The sequence below is a fragment of the Collinsella aerofaciens genome (assembly GCF_039836695.1).
Taxonomy (GTDB): domain Bacteria; phylum Actinomycetota; class Coriobacteriia; order Coriobacteriales; family Coriobacteriaceae; genus Collinsella; species Collinsella aerofaciens_BD.
On sequence record NZ_JBDPAC010000005.1, the window covers coordinates 1 to 16,766 of the forward strand.

The window sequence follows — 16,766 nt, forward strand, 5'->3', positions numbered from 1 at the left end:
GGGGCCTCGGGGGCGTTCGGCTAGCTGTGGGAATGGCCTATTTGCTCAATGTGTTCGGCTGAGATCGGAAATCAACCTTTGGGTCCCTCCGGGAGGGTCTCCGGGGCTGAGGGCGGGGGTTAAGTTTGTCGCGAGTTCCGCACGCAAAGGAAAGCACTTAATGTGCTTTCCGTCTTGCGCAGGACTGGAGAGCAGCAAACTTAACCCCCGCCCTCAGCCCCGGAGACCCTCCCTGCCGTCACATTATTCAACCAGTTTTGCGGGCGTGCGCCGCTGCGCGGCTAGCCCGCGTGCTCTTCGGCGGGGTTGGTCTGATGGATCTTGTTGAACTTCGGCCTTTGGCTTAAAGAAAAACGGGGGACGCATTGTGCATCCCCCGTTTTTGTTGCGGTTAGTCTAGGTCAATAAACTTGGTACTTATGATCTTGCCGTCTTTTACTAGCATTCTGGCCATGGTGGGGCCTCGGGTGCCTCTGGGGTAGCTGGCGCTGCCCGGGTTGAGGACTAAGCAACGGCCCACTTGGGCTTCTTTGGTTACGTGGGTGTGGCCGTTGATGGCTACGTCTACGGATCCCACCGGAAGGTCTTCGCGGTAGTGGGCTACGGCGAATTTAAGGCCTTCGTAGGTAAAGAGTGCAAGACGGTCTACATCGGGGCCGTAGTCGCGGTAGTAATCGTTGTTACCCAGTACGGCCCGCACGGGGGCGATGGTGCATAGGTGCTCGTAGTCCATCTCTGACGTGAGGTCGCCGGCGTGGATAATCAGGTCTGCGCCCTCAAGCTCATCCAAGAGCGCAGGCGATAAATAGCCGTGGGTGTCCGAGATGATGTCGATGCGCTTGGCGCTTGCACTGTTCATGGGATCCCTTCCGCAAAAAACGATTCGGCAGATACATACAAAAAGGCCCCACGGCTCCGCAGACGATGGGTCTACAGGGCTGCGGGGCCAGTGTGCTAGAGACTCAGGGCCTTCTTAAGCGGCACGACGCGGCGGCGCGAAACCGGCACGCGTTCGTCGACGCCCGTAATGCCCAGCTGGATGGCGCCCGAGGGCACCGTCTCGACGTCCGTAACGCACGCCAAGTTGACGATATAGCGGCGGTGAACACGGAAGAAGCCAAAGTCGCAGAGCTTGGCCTCAAACTGCGCCAGCGAGGTCGTCGACAAAAAGCGATCATCGACGGTATAGATGCAGGAGTAATCGTCCTTGGCCATGATAAAGCGAATGTCGTCCACGGGAATGAGCACCTTGCGGCCGCCCTTTTCCACCGGGATACGCTCGATGGTCACCTTGCTGTCCGTAACCGGCTTGGTGCGTTGCATGACCTTCTCGATCGCGCGATCCAAGCGAGCTTCCTCGACCGGCTTCATCAGATAATCGACGGCATCCACGTCGAATGCCTCGACCGCATGGTCACTATACGCAGTCACAAACACGATCGCCGGCGGATTTTTGAGCTTATGCAGCGCCTCGGCAAGTTGCAGGCCCGAGGCACCGGGCATCGAGATATCGAGAAACACGACATCCACGCGACTTTCCATAAGCATCTCGATGGCGGAGCGGACGCTCGACGCCTCCGTGATCGTGCCGATCTTGCCCGTTTGCTCGAGCAGGAAGCGAAGCTCCGAGCGAGCCGGCGCCTCATCATCCACAATCATCGCACGCAGCATAGGGATAAAACCTTTCGTCAACTAACTACGCCGGGCATCCGTCGCATGACGTTGAGCCCGTAGCCTTTTATTTTACTCTTGAATGTCAAAGATGCTCTCTGACAAATCAAGATGAAGGAGCACTTTGGTGCCCTTGCCCGGCGCCGATTCGACACGCGTATAGGAGTGCGGCCCATAAAAGCGATGGATGCGCTCCGAAATATTGTGCATGGCCACACCGGCGCCGCCACCCTGGGGAGAGCTGGCGTCGGGACGGGCAGAGCGCTCGTCAAACAGTCTGGCGGCGGTACCCTCATCCATGCCCACGCCATTATCGGCCACGGCAATCAAGATTGCATCCTCGCCGTCTTGGTGAACGGTCACGTCGATCCTCAGGGCGTCGTCATCGCCCATACCATGACGTACGGCGTTCTCGACAATCGGCTGGATCACGAACGCCGGCACCAGCGTATCTTCCACGTCCTCGGACACATCGAACGTCGCGAGCACGCGGTCCTCGCCAAAGCGGGCCTTCTCAAAGGTAAGGTAGCGCTTGGTCTGTGCAACCTCGCGCGAGGCCGGAATAAGCGATCCCGAGTTGTCGAGCGTGGCACGATAGAACGATGAGAACTCACGAAGCAGTTCGCGGGCCCGCAGCGGGTCGGTGCGCGTAAACGATGCAATGGTGTTCAGCGTGTTGAACAGGAAGTGCGGGTTAATCTGCGCCTGCAGCGCACGCACCTCGGCGCGCGCCGTGAGCTCCTTTTGTACCTCGAGCTCGTGGATGGCGAGCTGCGTGGACAAAATCTCGGCAAAGCCCGAGGCAAGCGCGTACTGGGTACGGTCGACGGCGCGCGGGGTCTTGTAGTAGAACTTGAGCGTGCCGACGGTACGATCGCCCACCTTGATGGGGGCGATAATGCCGGCGGGGACTTGGTTGTGCGAGCCATCCGAGCCCACGACATCCACCATACGGTTGAACGACTGCACGATGCCATGTTCGATAACGTAGCGTGTGGCAAGCGTGTGGATGGGAGAATCTGGCAGTAGTTTTTCCTCAAACTCGCCCGCGCAGGCCAACACGTTGCCCTCGTCGGTGATGGCCACCGTCATGGCGCGCGTCTCGGGCAAAATGCGCCGGCACACCAAACGCGCCGACTCCTGCGTCAGACCGCCCTTAATGTCCTCGAGCATGGCCGAGGCCACCGAGAGCGTCTCCTCGGTGTACTGGGAGCGCACCGAATCGGGATTGAGCGTCAAAAAGATAAAGATGCACAGAAAGATGCACAGCAGCGCGCAGGCAATCACCGTGGCGATCGGCTCGATACCGGTCACCAAGGCAAAAATAAAGTACACCAGCACGCAAATGGCGCAGGCAACGGCAATGATGCGAAAGATTGAAATTGAATTATCGCGCTGGGCGCGGCGGTCGATCATTCAGCCCCCTCCAGGATGCTAATCAGTTGTGCGTCGCGCCAAAGTTCGTCCATGATCTTGGGCCAGAAACTCTGAAAACGCAGGTAGCTTGCGGCGTTTTGGCGGGCATAGGTCTTGGCCTCGTCAATACCATGACGCCAGATGCGCAGATACCCCTCGTGCTCGCGGGTAAACATGCTGCGGACCATGGCAGTCTTGCGCACGCGGTCGTCGAGCTCGCGCGAGATCCACGGGCCCGGATAGGGCATGAGTGATGCGGCCGTAACCGGAATGAGCTCCTTTTGGTGCGCAGCGAACGTCAGCTTGGCCCGCTCGTAGTACCAACGGTACACGTCCTGCATAAAACGCGGCGAGCGCTTCTCGGACTCGGGCGGAAGGTGGCGCACGGTCCACTCGTTGTCGAACCACACGTCGTAGCCAAACATGCGCATGTTAAAGAGATAGTCCAGATCCTCGCCGCGGGTGATAAACGGGTCGAATGCCACGCGGGTAAACGCACGGGCATGCAGGGCCATCAGGCCGCCGCACACGTAATTGGAGCGCGAGATGCGGGTGCCCGAGAGCGCCTTTTTCATCCAGCGATTGAACTCGATACGCTTGGTCCACCAGCGATGGCAAATGCCCGCTTTGTCCGTGGGAGCCAGCGGCGACCCGTCGCGATCGTAAAAGTATCCGCTCTTGACTAAAATCGGCAGGCCCTGACGCGTCTGTTGGCCCAGTGCATAGGTCGCACGCTTCATAAAGTCGGCATCGATGACGGTCTCGTCGTCATCCAAAAACACAACCGCGTCGTGCCCCAACACGGCCGCGCAGGCAAGACCCATGTTGCGGATGGCGCCGTAGCCGCGCAGGCTCACGCACTCGCCCGAGCCTTTGGGCGCAATCTGCGCCACGCGGTCGGCAACACGCGAAGCCTGAGTATTGGTAACGATGGTGACCTTAAGTGTGGGATGCGCATTAACGATTTCGTGCACGCGATGGGATACGTCGGCCGTGGCAGAAACCGGACAGACCACCAAGAGAATGATGCGCGGAATGTCGCGTACCTGTTCGAGCGAAGTCAGGCAGCGATCGAGTTCCGGGTTGGCGGCATTGAGCGACGTCGAGTGATCGTAGGTGCCGGGAGCGTTTGCTTGGGTATCATCGCCTGCCCAATATGTTGGGATCACAACCGTGGCGTTCATACCTTTACCCTCCTTGCAACACAAAAACGGGGCGCCGCCAAACACAGGCGACGCCCCGCGACCTAGCTGGTTCCATCATACCCACTTGGGCTAAACATTGTTCGGAAGTCAGAATGATTTATGCGGCTACTTCCAAAAGAGTGCTGCGGATAGGCACAATTGCCGTACTGAGCCCAGTTGTCTTACGCCGCCGTCTGAGCCATGCGGGACAGACGGACCAGCAGCACAAAGCCAAGCACCAGCAGCACGCCGATGGAAAGGACGCCCAGCGACGGGTTGCCGGTCAGCGAGGTGACGACCGACACCAGGAAGGTGCCCATCACGCTTGCGTAGCGGCCAAAGATATCAAAGAAGCCGTAGTACTCGTTGGACTTTTCCTTGGGGATGATGCGGCCAAAATAGCTGCGGCTGAGCGCCTGCACGCCACCTTGGAACAAGCCGACCAAAATGGCGAGCACCCAAAACTCAAAGGCGGTCTTTAAGAAAAACGCGGCAAAGAGCACGATGCCCATGTAGGCGGCGACGGCCACCATGATCATGTTGAGCGTGCCCACGCGACCGGCGAGCTTGCCGTAGATGATGGCGGACGGGAAAGCGACGAACTGCGTAACGAGCAGTGCCAGTACCAGCTGGGTCGAGTCGATGCCCAGAGCCGATCCGTAGCTGGTTGCCATGGAGATGACCGTATGGACACCATCGATGTAGAAGAAGAACGCGATCATGTAGACCAGCACGGGCTTGTTGTGGGCGATCTCGCGCATGGTGTGTCCGACCTCGGAGAACACGCCGCCCACGATGTGGCCGATGGTGTCCTGGGGACCGCGCTCGCGACCGTACTTTTGCTTATAGGTGCGAATGAGCGGCAGGGTAAAGATGAGCCACCAGGCACCGGTGATGACAAACGACAGACGCGTTGCCAGCATGGTGGGGACGCCAAGAGCGGGGCCACCCATGATAAGCGCCAGGCAGATGATGAACGGCACGGTGGAACCGATGTAGCCCCAGGCATAGCCCGAGCTGGACACGGCGTCCATGCGCTCGTCGGTGGTAATGTCGGGCAGCATGGCGTCGTAGAACGTCATGGAAGAGTTAAGGCCGATGGTACACAGCACGTACACGGTCAAAAATGCCATGGCGGACATGGGGATAGCCTGCGCCAGGCAAAGAACCAGGCCCGTGAGGAAGAAGCCCAAGAAGAACTTGATCTTGTTGCCGGCGTAATCGGCAAGCGCGCCCAGAATGGGCATGAGCATGGCAATGACCAGCGAGGCGATCGTCTGCGCGTTGCCCCAGGCGACCACCAGGTCTGCCGAGGAAGCACCGGTATTGATGGCGTTAAAGTAGATGGGCACCACCGAGGTATTGAGCAGCACGAGGGCCGAGTTGCCCACATCGTACATAACCCAGTTACGCTCGAGCTTGGTGTATTTCATGGACAGGGCCCCTTCGTATTCGCCCGATATGCAGTTAGTTCATCGTACCCCAATTGTCCAGAAGCGCCGGTAAGGATTCGGCAAAGGGACAGGAGCGGTCATACGGACACGCAGGGCGAAACGCCATCCCATCAACGCAGTTGCGGTGAAATAGTTCCCGCTTAGCCCTCCGGGGGCTTCATTCAGGAACTATTCCACCGCAACTTATTGGAGAGTATGGGCGAGGCAGCTTGCTACTCCTCGCGGTCGAACTCTTCGTCGGCGCCGAGCACGCGACCGCTGTAATTGACGTGGTTGGTCACGGCTTCCATATCGCCGGTCTCGATAAAGCGGGCAACCGTGCACTCGTAATCGAGCAGCGCGCGGTCAAAGACCTCGGGGAAGCTCTCGGTCGAGACTTCATCGGTAAAGGGGTTCTTCCATGCCAAGTGGCCCAGGTTGCCGGTACGCTCGGGCAGCTCGGTCGTCACGCGGTGCGCAAGGCCGTCGAGCAGCGAATAATCGTGCACCAAGCCCTCGAGCAGGGCAATCGCGCGCGTCTTGGCCGAACCGGCCGGCTCGATAGTGCGGTAGAGCAGCTGCATGTCGGCTACGGCGCCGCCGTACTCCCCCGCCGGGACATCGATGCCGTACACGCGCCCGGCGACGTAGCTCATCAGCACGCCGGCAACGCGATTGATGCGGTCGGTAGTGACGATCTCGCCCGCCGGAGGATAATCCTCGACCGTGGCACCGTCACGTTTGAGCTGCAGCATCAGCACGTCCAGGTCGCTTTCGAGCACGGCGTGAACTTGACTGCCCGAAGCCTCGAGCTCGGGGTCGGAATCAACAATGCCAAACTGCTGCTCGTAGACAAAGGGGTGGGCATTGCGGTCGAGCACATAGTGAGACAGCAGGCCCAGCGCAAAGGCGCGACCCAGATTGGCATCGCGCGGCTGCAGGCGCGACACGCCGTCGCGCAGGCACGAAAACTGGCGCGACATGCGCGAGCGGTGCATGACCTGAGCAAGCGACATACAGTCGGAGATGCGCGGCGTGAGCATGTGGAAGAAAAACGGGTCGGGACCTTGGTTTCCCAGGATAAAGGCGATGCGCTCCTCGTCGGACGTAATAACGCCCTGCGGAAGACGGTCGATGCTTTCCTCGCCAAACAGATGATGCGTAATGAGCGCGGGCATAATAATCCTTTCGATTTCATTCGATGCAATCCATTATGCCCACCGCACAGTCATGCCAAACCTGTAACGGCAAACGATGGCACACCGACCCTTACGCAAGCCCCAAGTGCGATTTGACCTCGGCAGCGCGACGGCGGGACACGGGCACCATCGAGGTTACGCGATCGAGCCTGAGCTCCATAAGGCCCGTGGAGCCGATCTCGACATTGTGCACGTCTTCCAAATTGACCAGATAGCTGCGGTGGACGCGGATAAAGCCCTCGGAGGCCAAGCGGCGCTCGAGCGAGGAAATCGACTCATTGATCAGGTACGTCCCCTCGGCGCAGACGGCGTTGCAAAAATCGGCGCGCGCCTCAAAGTAGCAGACATCCGCCACGGGAATGAACACCTTTTTGCCCCCGCGATCCACCGTCAGGCGCAAAGGCTGGCGCGGAGCATGGACGACACGGCGAGCGCCCAGGGCAGTCTCGATCTTGTCGAGTGCCTTTGACAGGCGGGCATCCTCGACCGGTTTGACGATGTAATCGACAGCATCGAGGTTATAGGCATCGGCCGCATACTCGGCAAATGCCGTCACAAACACCACAACCGGCGGCGTCTTTAGGTTCTGCAGCGTCTCGGCAAGCTCAATTCCCGAGCGACCGGGCATGGTAATGTCTAAAAACAGCACGTCGGGCTTGTTCGACAGAATCGACTCCACGGCTTCGGTGACATTGCCCGCCTCGGCAATCTGACCCACACGCGTATCCTTTTCCAACAGATAGCGTAGCTCAGCCCTAATTGGAGGCTCGTCATCAACCACCAAGATGTTCCAGCCTTCGGACATATGCGCTTCCCCTCTTTTTCTCTCAATCCAACCGCGTGCTACACCGTTAGCGGCGCCGGCTCATGCGGCTCGCCGTTCAACTCAACGATGACCTGCGTTCCCACGCCCTCCTGGGACTTCACGCGCATGCCAGAATCTTCTCCGTAAAAGAAATGGATGCGTTGAAGCACGTTGAAGAGCGCCAGGCCGCAACCTCGCTTGACGGAGCCGTCGGCGGTAATGCTCTCGGGCCCCTCTCGGCGATGCTGCTCAAACAGATGCGCGCAGACTTCTTCGCTCATTCCGATGCCGTCATCTTCGACGATGATCTCCAAGCCGTCATCGGTCTCAAAAGCCCTAACACGAATAGAAAGCGGCTCGATCTCGCGCTGCGCATGCTTGATGCAGTTTTCGAGCAGCGGCTGCAAGATAAACGGCGGTACCAGGCTGTCGCGCACCTCAAAGTCGATGTCGACCGAAACGCGCAGACGGCCGTCGCCATACCGGGCCTGCATAAGATTGATATAACGAGCGCCCTGTTCCACCTCGTGCTCGAGCGTGGTGAGCGTATCGGAGTCAGAAAGCGTTTGACGATAGTAGTTGGAAAAGTCGATCAGCAGCGATCGCGCCTTGTCGGGCTCGGTTCGAACGAGCGACACGATCGTGCTAATGGTATTGAATAGAAAATGCGGGTCGACCTGCGACTGCAGGGCGCGGAGCTCAACGCGGGCCGTGAGCTCGTCCTGGCGCTCGAGCTCAAAGCTGGCGAGCTGCGTGGAAATTAGATCGGCAAAACCCGAGGCAAGGGCCGTCTGGCGCATATCAATGCTGCTCAGGCGGGGATAGTACAGCTCGAGTGTGCCCACGCAATGCCCGCGCACGGTAAGCGGCGCGACAATGCCGGCGCGCAGGCGGGGAAAATAACCGCCCGTCTCATTGGAGGTGTCGCGCGAAAACACGCTCTGCTCGCCCGTCTCAATCACACTGAGCGTGGTCTTGAGCACGACCGGGGTGCCGGCGGGGCACTTTGCCGAGTCCTCGCCCCAGCTTGCCAACACCTGTTTGCCATCGGTAAAGCAGATGGCAGAGGCGATGGTCTCGGACAGGATAATTTTAGAGGCGCCCAGGGCCGCTTCGGGCGTAAGGCCGCGCGACGTGTAGGCGAATATTTTTGATGCGATGGCGAGCGTACGGTCGGTTGCGCTCGATGTGAGGTCGTCGGGGACCACAAAGACATACGAGAAAAAGAAGCACAGCATGACCATGCCGGCAATAACGACAACGCCCGGAACGGGATTGGGGTTATCGGTTAAATCCCAGATAAGCAGCAGGATAAGCGCCGGAACGACAACGCCGAGCAGGATGGCCTGGACCACATGCTGGGCCGTACGAAAGACCTTGGTAGAGTTGTAGCTCTTGCCCAGAATCAGCCTGTTTAAATCCACCGTCATCCCCTTTTATCTATCGCACCCATAGCAATAAAGAGGGCCGCAAGCGACCCTCTCCATTGCATTATGCAATCAAATGCTGTGTTTTACATCCAGTCGTCGATGAACGGTAGTTTAGGCGCTGTATTTGTTGGCCTCGCCAAAGGTGCCAGCCTCGACGATCCAGCCGTCCTTCATGATGACGTCCATGTTGTCGGTGTTGAGCACGTGGATGTCGGCGGCGACGTCACCGTTGACGACCAGCAGGTCGGCGCACTTGCCGGCCTCGATGGAACCGGTCTCGTCCTCGATGTGGCACATCTTGGCACCGTTGAGGGTGGCGCAGGTGATGGTCTCGACCGGGGTGAAGCCGATCTTGTCGACGAACTCGTACATCTCCTCGATGGAGCAGGTGCCGTACGGGGTGACGAAGGAGAAGGAGTCAGAGCCGATCGTCATGACGACGCCGCGCTTCTTGGCCTCGCGCAGGCAGTCGTAGTTGCGCTGCAGCTCCTTCTCGACCAGGGTGCCCTCGTACTTGTCGTGCAGCTCGGGGACGTAGACGGGCGGATAGGTGGCGTACCAGGTGGGCAGGAAGGCGATCGTCGGGGTGAAGAAGGTGCCCTGCTCGGCCATGAGGTCCATGGTGCGCTCATCGATATCGAAACCGTGAATCAGCTGCTCGCAGCCAAAGCGAACGGAATCGTAGGCAGCGGCGTGGTTGTTGTAGCAGTGGCTCCACACGGGGATGCCGACCATCTTTGCCTCTTCGACTACGGCCTGGATCTCCTCGGAGCAATAGTGCTGGTCGCGACCGGAGTCCCAGCGCCAGATGCCGCCACCGGTAGCCCAGATCTTGATGGCATCGGGGTTCTCGCGCAGGCGACGACGGACGGCCTTGCGCAGATCCCAAGGACCGTCGACCTGGTCGCCCCAGGGATGGGATTCCTTGTTGAGCTCCTGGGTGCAGTGGTGGGAGTCACCGTGGCCGGCAACGCGGCAGAAGCCGAGGCCGGTGGCCAGAACGCGCGGGCCCTTAAAGACGCCCTTGTCGATGCAGTCACGGATCTGGATACCAAAGCGGCCGATTTCGCAGACGGTGGTGAGGCCGTGGGTGAGGCAGTCGTAGGCCTGCTTGACGGCGACGGCCTGCTTCTCGAGGAGCGGCTGCATGACCCAATCGGTGTCATCGTCGGTCAGATTGCCCGAGAAGTGCAGGTGGGTGTCGATCAGGCCGGGAAGGACGGTCTTGCCGGCGGCATCGATAACCTCAACGCCCTCGGGAAGGTCCTGCATAGTGCCGGCGTACTCGATCTTGCCGTTGTCGTCGACGAGAACGAGGGAGTTCTCGACCGGCTCGGCACCGGTACCGTCGATGAGCTTGCCGCCAACGATTGCATACTTAGTGGACATGGTTCCTCCTTATGGATCCATATAGTGGGCGAGGCCGTGTTGGGTTAAGGCCTCACAAAGCTACCCAAGTGGTGCCGGGTTCGGCGCGCGGGAGAGAGGGCCCCGCGCACCCGATCCGCCCCGGCTAGGCGTTACTTTTTGCGGGAATTGGTGAAAGCCATGAGGGCCAGGCCAATAGCCAACCAGCCGATTACGATGCTCCACTCCACCATGTTGAGGGAGGCGGGAGAGAACGGGATCACGAGCAGGCCGATGATGATGGCGCAGGCAGCGATAGCGAGGCCGATGCCAAACTTGCCGCCGGGTACCTCGTAGGGACGAGGCAGGTCGGGCTCGGTGAAGCGCATGCGCAGGCAGGCGAGGGCGACCATACCGCAGGAGAAGATGAAGGCGAGAGCCGACACGTTGGTCAGAGGGATGAGCATGTTCTTGCCCAGGAACGGACCGATGACGGTGATAACGCCCAGAACGACGCAGGCGAGCTTGGGAGCGCCGGACTTGGGGTCGACCTCGGCGAACTTCTCGGGCAGTTGGCCCTTGCGGCCCATGGCGAGCATGATGCGGCTCGTGGCGCCGTAGAAGGAGTTCATCGGGCCCATGGGTCCAAGCGTGGCGATGACGAGCATGGCCAGGTACAGAAGCATGTTGATGCCCTTGAGGCAGGCAAGCGCGGGAACCGGGCTCTTAACAAACTCATGCCAGTCGAGGATGGTGCCGAACGAGTAGATGCAGACCATGTAGAAGCCGCCGGCGGCCAGCAGGGCCAGGGAGATGATCTTGCCGAACTTGTTCCAGTTGAGGCCCTCGGCTGCTTCCTCAGCCTGCTGAGGAATGGTGTCGAAACCGGCGTAGAAGAACGGGGTCAGAACCAGGACCGACACGATGCCGGCGAACAGGCTGGCGCCCTCGGTAGCGGCCTTGCCGCCGCCAGCGCCGGTGACCTGGGAGAACACGGGCATGGCGTTGTCCGGCGAGCCGGTGAACAGCGAGACGCCCATGGCGAGCAGCATGCCGCAGAGCAGGGCCTTGGTCAGGAAGGCCTGGAGCTTGGCGGCCGAGCTGGCACCGCGGAAGTTGAGGAAGATGACGTAGGCTGCAAAGCCGAGCGCGATCAGCGTCGGGAACAGGTAAACGTCGGCGCCCAGGATGGTGTAGAGCTTGACGGCGCGCAGCCACTCAAGACCGGGCAGGCTGCCGAACATCTCGGACACGAGGGTCGAAATGGCGATGGCCTCCCACGGGCACAGGATACCGTTGCCCAGAGCCAAAAGCCATCCGGTGATGTAGCTCAGCGTACGGCCAAAGCTACGATCGACATACTCGACGATGCCGCCCGAAATGGGGATAGCAGCCGTGAGCTCACCGAAAACAGCTCCGACGGGCACGAGGAAGATTGCACCCAAGAGGAATGCGATCATAGCGGGAACGGGACCGCCGCCCACGACCATCCAGTCGCCGACCTGCAGAACCCAACCGGTACCGATAATGGCACCGAAACCGATGGTGAAGAAGTTCCAGAGCGAAAGCGTTTTCTTCATACCGCCGTTATCCTCGACTGCAACTTCTGCGTTCTTGTCCGCCATTGTTCCCCTCCTTTCCTTTTTGACGCCCCTTGACGTCACCCCTTGCGCGGTCTGTTTTGCCGCGCTCTTTTATTTCGTGGCTTTACAATACGGCCTTGGCGCAGCACGGCCGCCCATGGCTCGACCGAAGGCCGAACTCGCATATGAGCGGCGCCGTTTTTGGGACGAACGGCACGGTTTGCCGTTCATTGTTGCCGCCCGCCCGACGGGCGTACGCTCATCGGACGCATATAGAGATGTTTTTGAGGCCGTGTGTTTTGCGCCTTTCGTACCGTTTACCGAGCTTTTGACGCGCAGACCCATTTGTTGCATATCTTTTTTGTAGGATGGACAGGTTATACATGAGACAAGGCGGTACGAATGGCATACGGATACAACGACGGTGATCAACGGCGACAAAGCGTTCGCCTTGCTGGCCGTACCACGCCGACGCCCAGAAGTGCCACGAGCGGCAATCCGCAACGCCCTCAAGAGCAACCCAGGCCTTCATCTCGGCAGCAGGCAAGCAGAACGCGGCAGAGTGGCCGTCCGAGCACGGGCACAAGCGCGCAGCAAGATAGCCGCTTGGGCGCGCGCACTCGACAGCGTCAGGCCGAGGTTCCGCAACTACGCCGCAACGGCGCACGTCAGCCCAGCATCCATATCAACCGCTTCTTTTCGCATCCCCAAGGCGGACGCGACGGCAAGCCCTACCGCTCGACATCGCACGCGAATGCCCCCGCCCTGCCGGCTCGTCGACTTCGCCTCGCACTGTGCTCTATCCTTACCTGTCTGGTCTTTGTGCTTATGAGCTCCTGTATGTCCCACGGGTCGGCCGGTCTCGAGCCCACCGCGGAGGACAAGCTGCTCAAGGCCCCCGTCGCACCCGGTTATTCTTTCGCCTTTTCGACCCCACGCTCGCAATGGCAAGCCGGCACGATGCCCCATATCTATCAGATCGACCCTGCGTGGTCGGAGCTGTCTTACGCCGGCGGCACCATCCGCCAAAATGCCTGCGGGCCTACGTGCCTCACCATGGTCTACATCTTTAAGACGGGACGCACCGATATGACCCCCGTCGATATGTGCGCGCTTTCCGAGGCGGGCAATTACGCCCCCACCGGTGCAACCGAATGGTCGTTTATGACGAGCGGCGCATGGCAGTTGGGACTTAACGGAACGGAGCTCCATAACGATCGCGACTCTATGACTCAGGCGCTGCGTTCGGGAGCGCCCGTCATCGCCGCCGTTCGGCCGGGCACCTTTACCAACGTGGGCCACTACATTGTGCTTTACGGTATTGACGACACCGACCAGATTGAAGTCTTCGATCCCAACTCGGCCAGCCGCAGCGCCCGCCGCTGGGGCGTCGTAGAGGTCCTCAACGAAGTCGAAGCCATGTGGGCCTACTACTAGTCATTGGGCACTCATTGGGGACAGACTTAAATGAGTGGTCGTCGGGGACAGTCTTACGGACGCCGGCCGAGAGCAGACGAAAAGGGCCATCCCGAACTGCTTGGAACTGCCAGCACGGAAAGCGCATCCTGCTTTGGGGCCCAATAGCGGGGTGCGCTTTCCGTTAGCGACCCGTTTGGGAAACTAGGGACCGCTTTTCGACAATAATCCGGGATGCATTTTCCGATTGAGGGCCTCAAGGGAAACCGCACCCCATGTTGGACGCTCATTCTGGGATGTGCTTTCCGCAGTTGATCGATGCGGCCTTTAAGGACTGTCCCAAGCTGCCGGCAGGAAAGGAACGTCCCCAAGTGCCGGGTTTCCGCAGCCTGCAATGCTCCTCATGAACAGCCGCCTCAATAACAAAAGCCCCCGCGGCCGAAGCGGACCGCGGGGGCAACAGACCTGCAAGAGTTAACTCAAGTCCTCGCCATTTGATGCAATGACCTTTTGGTACCAGCAGAAGCTGTCCTTTCGGTAGCGATCGAACGTGCCTTTGCCCATATCATCGGCATCGACATAAACAAAGCCATAGCGCTTCTTCATCTGCCCCGTCGAGGCCGACACCAAATCGATACAGCCCCACGGCGTGTATCCCATCAGGTCAACACCGTCCTCGACAATTGCATCGCGCAGCGCAAGAATATGCCTTCGCAGGTAATCAATATGATACGCATCGTGGACTTTGCCGTCTTCCAGCGCATCGAGTCCGCCCACACCGTTCTCGGCGATAAAGAGCGGAAGATGGTAACGATCGTGGTAGCCGGCAAGCGTCACGCGCAAACCCAGCGCATCGATCTGCCACTTCCAGGCAGTCTCTTTATCCTTGAGGTACGGATTGCGCAACGTCGGGAACACGTTGCCCTCCGCCTTCTCGGCGATCACCTGATCATCGGCGCACACCAAGCGCGAGCAATAGTACGAGAACGAGATGAAGTCGACCGTATGCTCTGCCAGATACTCCGTATCGCCCGGCTCAAAGGGCACGTGAACACCCTCTTTCTCGAGTGCACGCAGCTTCCAAGCAGGATAGGCGCCCGCAGCCATCACGTCTGTGTAGAAGTAGCGGCCGCGGTCCTCCTCATACGCAAGCCATACGTCCTCGGGCGCACAACGGTACGGATAGGTCGCACCGGCAGCGACCATGCAACCCACCTTGTTTGCGGGATCGATCTTGTGCAGAATCTCGACAGCGCGAGCGCTCGCCATAAACATATGGTGCGAGAACGCCGCAGTCACGGCTGCACGGTCACGCTCATCCTCGAGCGTGACACCCGCGTTGAGATAGGACAGCGCCACGCTGTTGATCTCGTTGAACGTAAGCCAATAACGCACGAGGCCCTGGTACGCGCGTCCGACGGTCTCGACGTAGTGCGCATACCGCTCGATCATCTCTCGGCTTTGCCAGCCACCATAGCGCTCGACCAGAGCCAACGGATAGTCGTAGTGCGACAGCGTCACAAGCGGCTCGATTCCATGCTCGCGCAGCGCCTCGAATACCTGACGGTAAAACTCCAAGCCCTCGCCGTTGGGCTCGGCCTCCATCCCTGTGGGAAAAATACGGCTCCAGCAAATTGAAAGACGCAGGCACTTAAAGCCCATCTCGGCAAAGAGCTCGACATCCTCGTGCCAATGATGGAAGAAGTCGTTGCCCCAGCGGCATGGATACAGCCTGTCCGGATCGTCCACGGGCTTTTGCCTGCCAAACATTACATCCCAGCGGTCGGAACCCTGTGGGATCAGGTCGGAGTGCGACATGCCGCGGCCGCCCTCGTTCCAGCCCCCTTCGGCCTGGTTGGCGGCGAGGGCACCACCCCACAAAAAGCCCTCGGGCATACCGGCGGCAGACGTTCTGTCAAAGTAACTCATGCTACTCAGCATCCTCGGCAGAAGCTGCCGCGGCGTTCTCCTGCTCCTGAGCCAGGAGCTGGTTATCGTACACCTTAAAGAACGGGTACCAGACCACAGCCATGACCACGATCAAAACGATCGTAAACACCCAGATGCGCGGGTCGAGGCACTGGACAAAGCCCTGAACGAAGATGGGGAACGTGCCGCTCACCAAGATGTAGAAGTTAGAGACAAGACCCAGTGAGATTGCACCCCAATACAGCAGGGCCGAAATCATACCGCCCAGCACAAACGGAATCATGAGGATCGGGTTGAAGATGATGGGTGCGCCAAAGATCGCGGGCTCGGAGATACGGAAGAAGCTCGGCACGATCGATGCCTTGCCAAATGCCTTGAGCTGCTGCGACTTTGCCCTAAACGCGCAGAGCGCCACAAAAGAGAACGTATTGCCCGTGCCGCCGATGAGGTTGATGACCATCGACATGAGTACCGGGTGGAACTCAAGCGGCTGCCCAGCAGCGTAGAGTGAGGCGTTGGCAGCAAAGGCGGCAAGCGTGACCGGGGCGGTGATGGGCATCACGATCATGTTGCCGTGGACGCCAAAGCACCAAAACAGCAGCGTCATGAAGCAGATAAGCAGTGCGCCGGGCACAGAGTCAACTGCGACGGAAAGCGGGGCAGCGAGCAGCTTCTCGATAACCGAGGGGATGGACAGCGTGGGATCGATCATCTGGATCAGCAGGTTGCCACCAAAGAAGATGAGGATGTTGGCGAGCATAGGCACGATGGCGCCAAAGGTTTCGGACAAAAACGGCGGCACGCCATCGGGCATCTTGATGGTGATGCCCTTGGTCTGGCAGAAGCGCGTGACCTCGACGGAGACCAGGGCAACGATGATGGCGGTAAACAGGCCCTGCGCACCCAGATAGGTGCAGGGGACCGCCTGGAGCACGGACTCATCAGCAAGCTGGTAGTAGGACGACGGCGCCGCGGCGATCAGGAACATCACCAGCGAGGTCATACCGGCGTTAAGCTTGGGCATCTTGTAGGTGCCCGCCAGGTTATAGGCGATTGCGAACGTCACGATCACCGACAGTATGCCCATCGTCATGTTGAACGGGATGAGCAGCGTGAGCTTATTGGCCGTGGCAAAATCGAGCCAAGGGCCAAAGACGGACCAGAACCCGCCCTGCGCCACCAGGTCGGCCGTGACCGGCGGGTTGGCGATGATCATAAAGACGGCAGAGACCAAGATGAAGCTGATCGCGCTCATAAAGCCCTTTTGCATGGAGGCAAAGTGGCGCTCGGTGCCGCAGAAATTGGCAATAGGGGTCAGTTTTTCCTGAAGCAGGGTCATGAACTTTTCCATGG

Annotated in this window: 13 protein-coding genes; 1 reads left to right on the forward strand and 12 read right to left on the reverse strand. The window is 59.6% G+C overall.

The window, feature by feature from the left end:
- Positions 1 to 391: 391 nt before the first annotated feature.
- The 10 genes from ABG996_RS03745 to ABG996_RS03790 form a co-directional block, all read right to left on the reverse strand.
- Complete coding sequence (locus ABG996_RS03745; protein WP_117821523.1) at positions 392 to 859, reverse strand: YfcE family phosphodiesterase; 468 nt, start codon at positions 857 to 859, stop codon at positions 392 to 394.
- Between the two features lie 95 nt (positions 860 to 954).
- Positions 955 to 1,671, reverse strand: coding sequence for a LytR/AlgR family response regulator transcription factor (locus ABG996_RS03750; protein WP_022094115.1), 717 nt, complete (start codon positions 1,669 to 1,671; stop codon positions 955 to 957).
- A gap of 72 nt (positions 1,672 to 1,743) precedes the next feature.
- Positions 1,744 to 3,087 (reverse strand): histidine kinase, encoded by a 1,344-nt coding sequence (locus ABG996_RS03755; RefSeq protein WP_347478461.1) that lies wholly within the window; start codon positions 3,085 to 3,087, stop codon positions 1,744 to 1,746.
- Positions 3,084 to 4,271: a glycosyltransferase gene (locus tag ABG996_RS03760; protein WP_346978898.1), complete on the reverse strand. Its 1,188-nt coding sequence runs from the start codon at positions 4,269 to 4,271 to the stop codon at positions 3,084 to 3,086. Before ABG996_RS03760 ends, ABG996_RS03755 begins: the two co-directional genes overlap by 4 nt.
- A gap of 182 nt (positions 4,272 to 4,453) precedes the next feature.
- Positions 4,454 to 5,704 carry an MFS transporter gene (locus tag ABG996_RS03765; RefSeq protein ID WP_346978897.1) on the reverse strand — a complete coding sequence of 417 codons (1,251 nt, stop codon included), beginning with the start codon at positions 5,702 to 5,704 and terminating at the stop codon, positions 4,454 to 4,456.
- 233 nt (positions 5,705 to 5,937) lie between these two features.
- The gene (locus tag ABG996_RS03770) at positions 5,938 to 6,882 is read right to left on the reverse strand and encodes a zinc dependent phospholipase C family protein (RefSeq protein ID WP_346978896.1); all 945 of its coding nucleotides are present in this window, start codon (positions 6,880 to 6,882) and stop codon (positions 5,938 to 5,940) included.
- A gap of 91 nt (positions 6,883 to 6,973) precedes the next feature.
- Positions 6,974 to 7,708: a LytR/AlgR family response regulator transcription factor gene (locus ABG996_RS03775; protein ID WP_346978895.1), complete on the reverse strand. Its 735-nt coding sequence runs from the start codon at positions 7,706 to 7,708 to the stop codon at positions 6,974 to 6,976.
- A 38-nt stretch (positions 7,709 to 7,746) separates the two neighbouring features.
- Positions 7,747 to 9,132, reverse strand: coding sequence for a histidine kinase (locus ABG996_RS03780; RefSeq protein ID WP_347478460.1), 1,386 nt, complete (start codon positions 9,130 to 9,132; stop codon positions 7,747 to 7,749).
- Between the two features lie 117 nt (positions 9,133 to 9,249).
- Complete coding sequence (locus ABG996_RS03785; RefSeq protein ID WP_055310078.1) at positions 9,250 to 10,527, reverse strand: metal-dependent hydrolase family protein; 1,278 nt, start codon at positions 10,525 to 10,527, stop codon at positions 9,250 to 9,252.
- Between the two features lie 131 nt (positions 10,528 to 10,658).
- Positions 10,659 to 12,110, reverse strand: a complete 1,452-nt coding sequence (locus tag ABG996_RS03790) for an APC family permease (protein ID WP_055310077.1) — start codon at positions 12,108 to 12,110, stop codon at positions 10,659 to 10,661.
- Between the two features lie 564 nt (positions 12,111 to 12,674).
- Here ABG996_RS03790 and ABG996_RS03795 point away from each other — a divergent pair.
- Positions 12,675 to 13,505: a C39 family peptidase gene (locus tag ABG996_RS03795; RefSeq protein ID WP_346978893.1), complete on the forward strand. Its 831-nt coding sequence runs from the start codon at positions 12,675 to 12,677 to the stop codon at positions 13,503 to 13,505.
- 453 nt (positions 13,506 to 13,958) lie between these two features.
- Here the strand turns inward: ABG996_RS03795 and ABG996_RS03800 are convergent, their stop codons facing one another.
- Together ABG996_RS03800 and ABG996_RS03805 are read right to left on the reverse strand one after the other, a co-directional pair.
- Positions 13,959 to 15,413, reverse strand: a complete 1,455-nt coding sequence (locus tag ABG996_RS03800) for a family 1 glycosylhydrolase (protein ID WP_267489792.1) — start codon at positions 15,411 to 15,413, stop codon at positions 13,959 to 13,961.
- Between the two features lies 1 nt (position 15,414).
- Positions 15,415 to 16,764 (reverse strand): PTS sugar transporter subunit IIC, encoded by a 1,350-nt coding sequence (locus ABG996_RS03805; RefSeq protein WP_346978892.1) that lies wholly within the window; start codon positions 16,762 to 16,764, stop codon positions 15,415 to 15,417.
- Between the last annotated feature and the right edge of the window lie 2 nt (positions 16,765 to 16,766).

Excerpts from the sequence above, each read along its gene's own strand:
- ABG996_RS03755 (WP_347478461.1), bottom strand. The coding sequence starts at position 3,087 with ATGATCGACCGCCGCGCCCAGCGCGATAATTCAATTTCAATCTTTCGC.
- ABG996_RS03770 (WP_346978896.1), bottom strand. The coding sequence starts at position 6,882 with ATGCCCGCGCTCATTACGCATCATCTGTTTGGCGAGGAAAGCATCGAC.
- ABG996_RS03790 (WP_055310077.1), bottom strand. The coding sequence starts at position 12,110 with ATGGCGGACAAGAACGCAGAAGTTGCAGTCGAGGATAACGGCGGTATG.
- ABG996_RS03750 (WP_022094115.1), bottom strand. The coding sequence starts at position 1,671 with ATGCTGCGTGCGATGATTGTGGATGATGAGGCGCCGGCTCGCTCGGAG.
- ABG996_RS03765 (WP_346978897.1), bottom strand. The coding sequence starts at position 5,704 with ATGAAATACACCAAGCTCGAGCGTAACTGGGTTATGTACGATGTGGGC.
- ABG996_RS03760 (WP_346978898.1), bottom strand. The coding sequence starts at position 4,271 with ATGAACGCCACGGTTGTGATCCCAACATATTGGGCAGGCGATGATACC.
- ABG996_RS03745 (WP_117821523.1), bottom strand. The coding sequence starts at position 859 with ATGAACAGTGCAAGCGCCAAGCGCATCGACATCATCTCGGACACCCAC.
- ABG996_RS03805 (WP_346978892.1), bottom strand. The coding sequence starts at position 16,764 with ATGGAAAAGTTCATGACCCTGCTTCAGGAAAAACTGACCCCTATTGCC.
- ABG996_RS03775 (WP_346978895.1), bottom strand. The coding sequence starts at position 7,708 with ATGTCCGAAGGCTGGAACATCTTGGTGGTTGATGACGAGCCTCCAATT.
- ABG996_RS03800 (WP_267489792.1), bottom strand. The coding sequence starts at position 15,413 with ATGAGTTACTTTGACAGAACGTCTGCCGCCGGTATGCCCGAGGGCTTT.
- ABG996_RS03785 (WP_055310078.1), bottom strand. The coding sequence starts at position 10,527 with ATGTCCACTAAGTATGCAATCGTTGGCGGCAAGCTCATCGACGGTACC.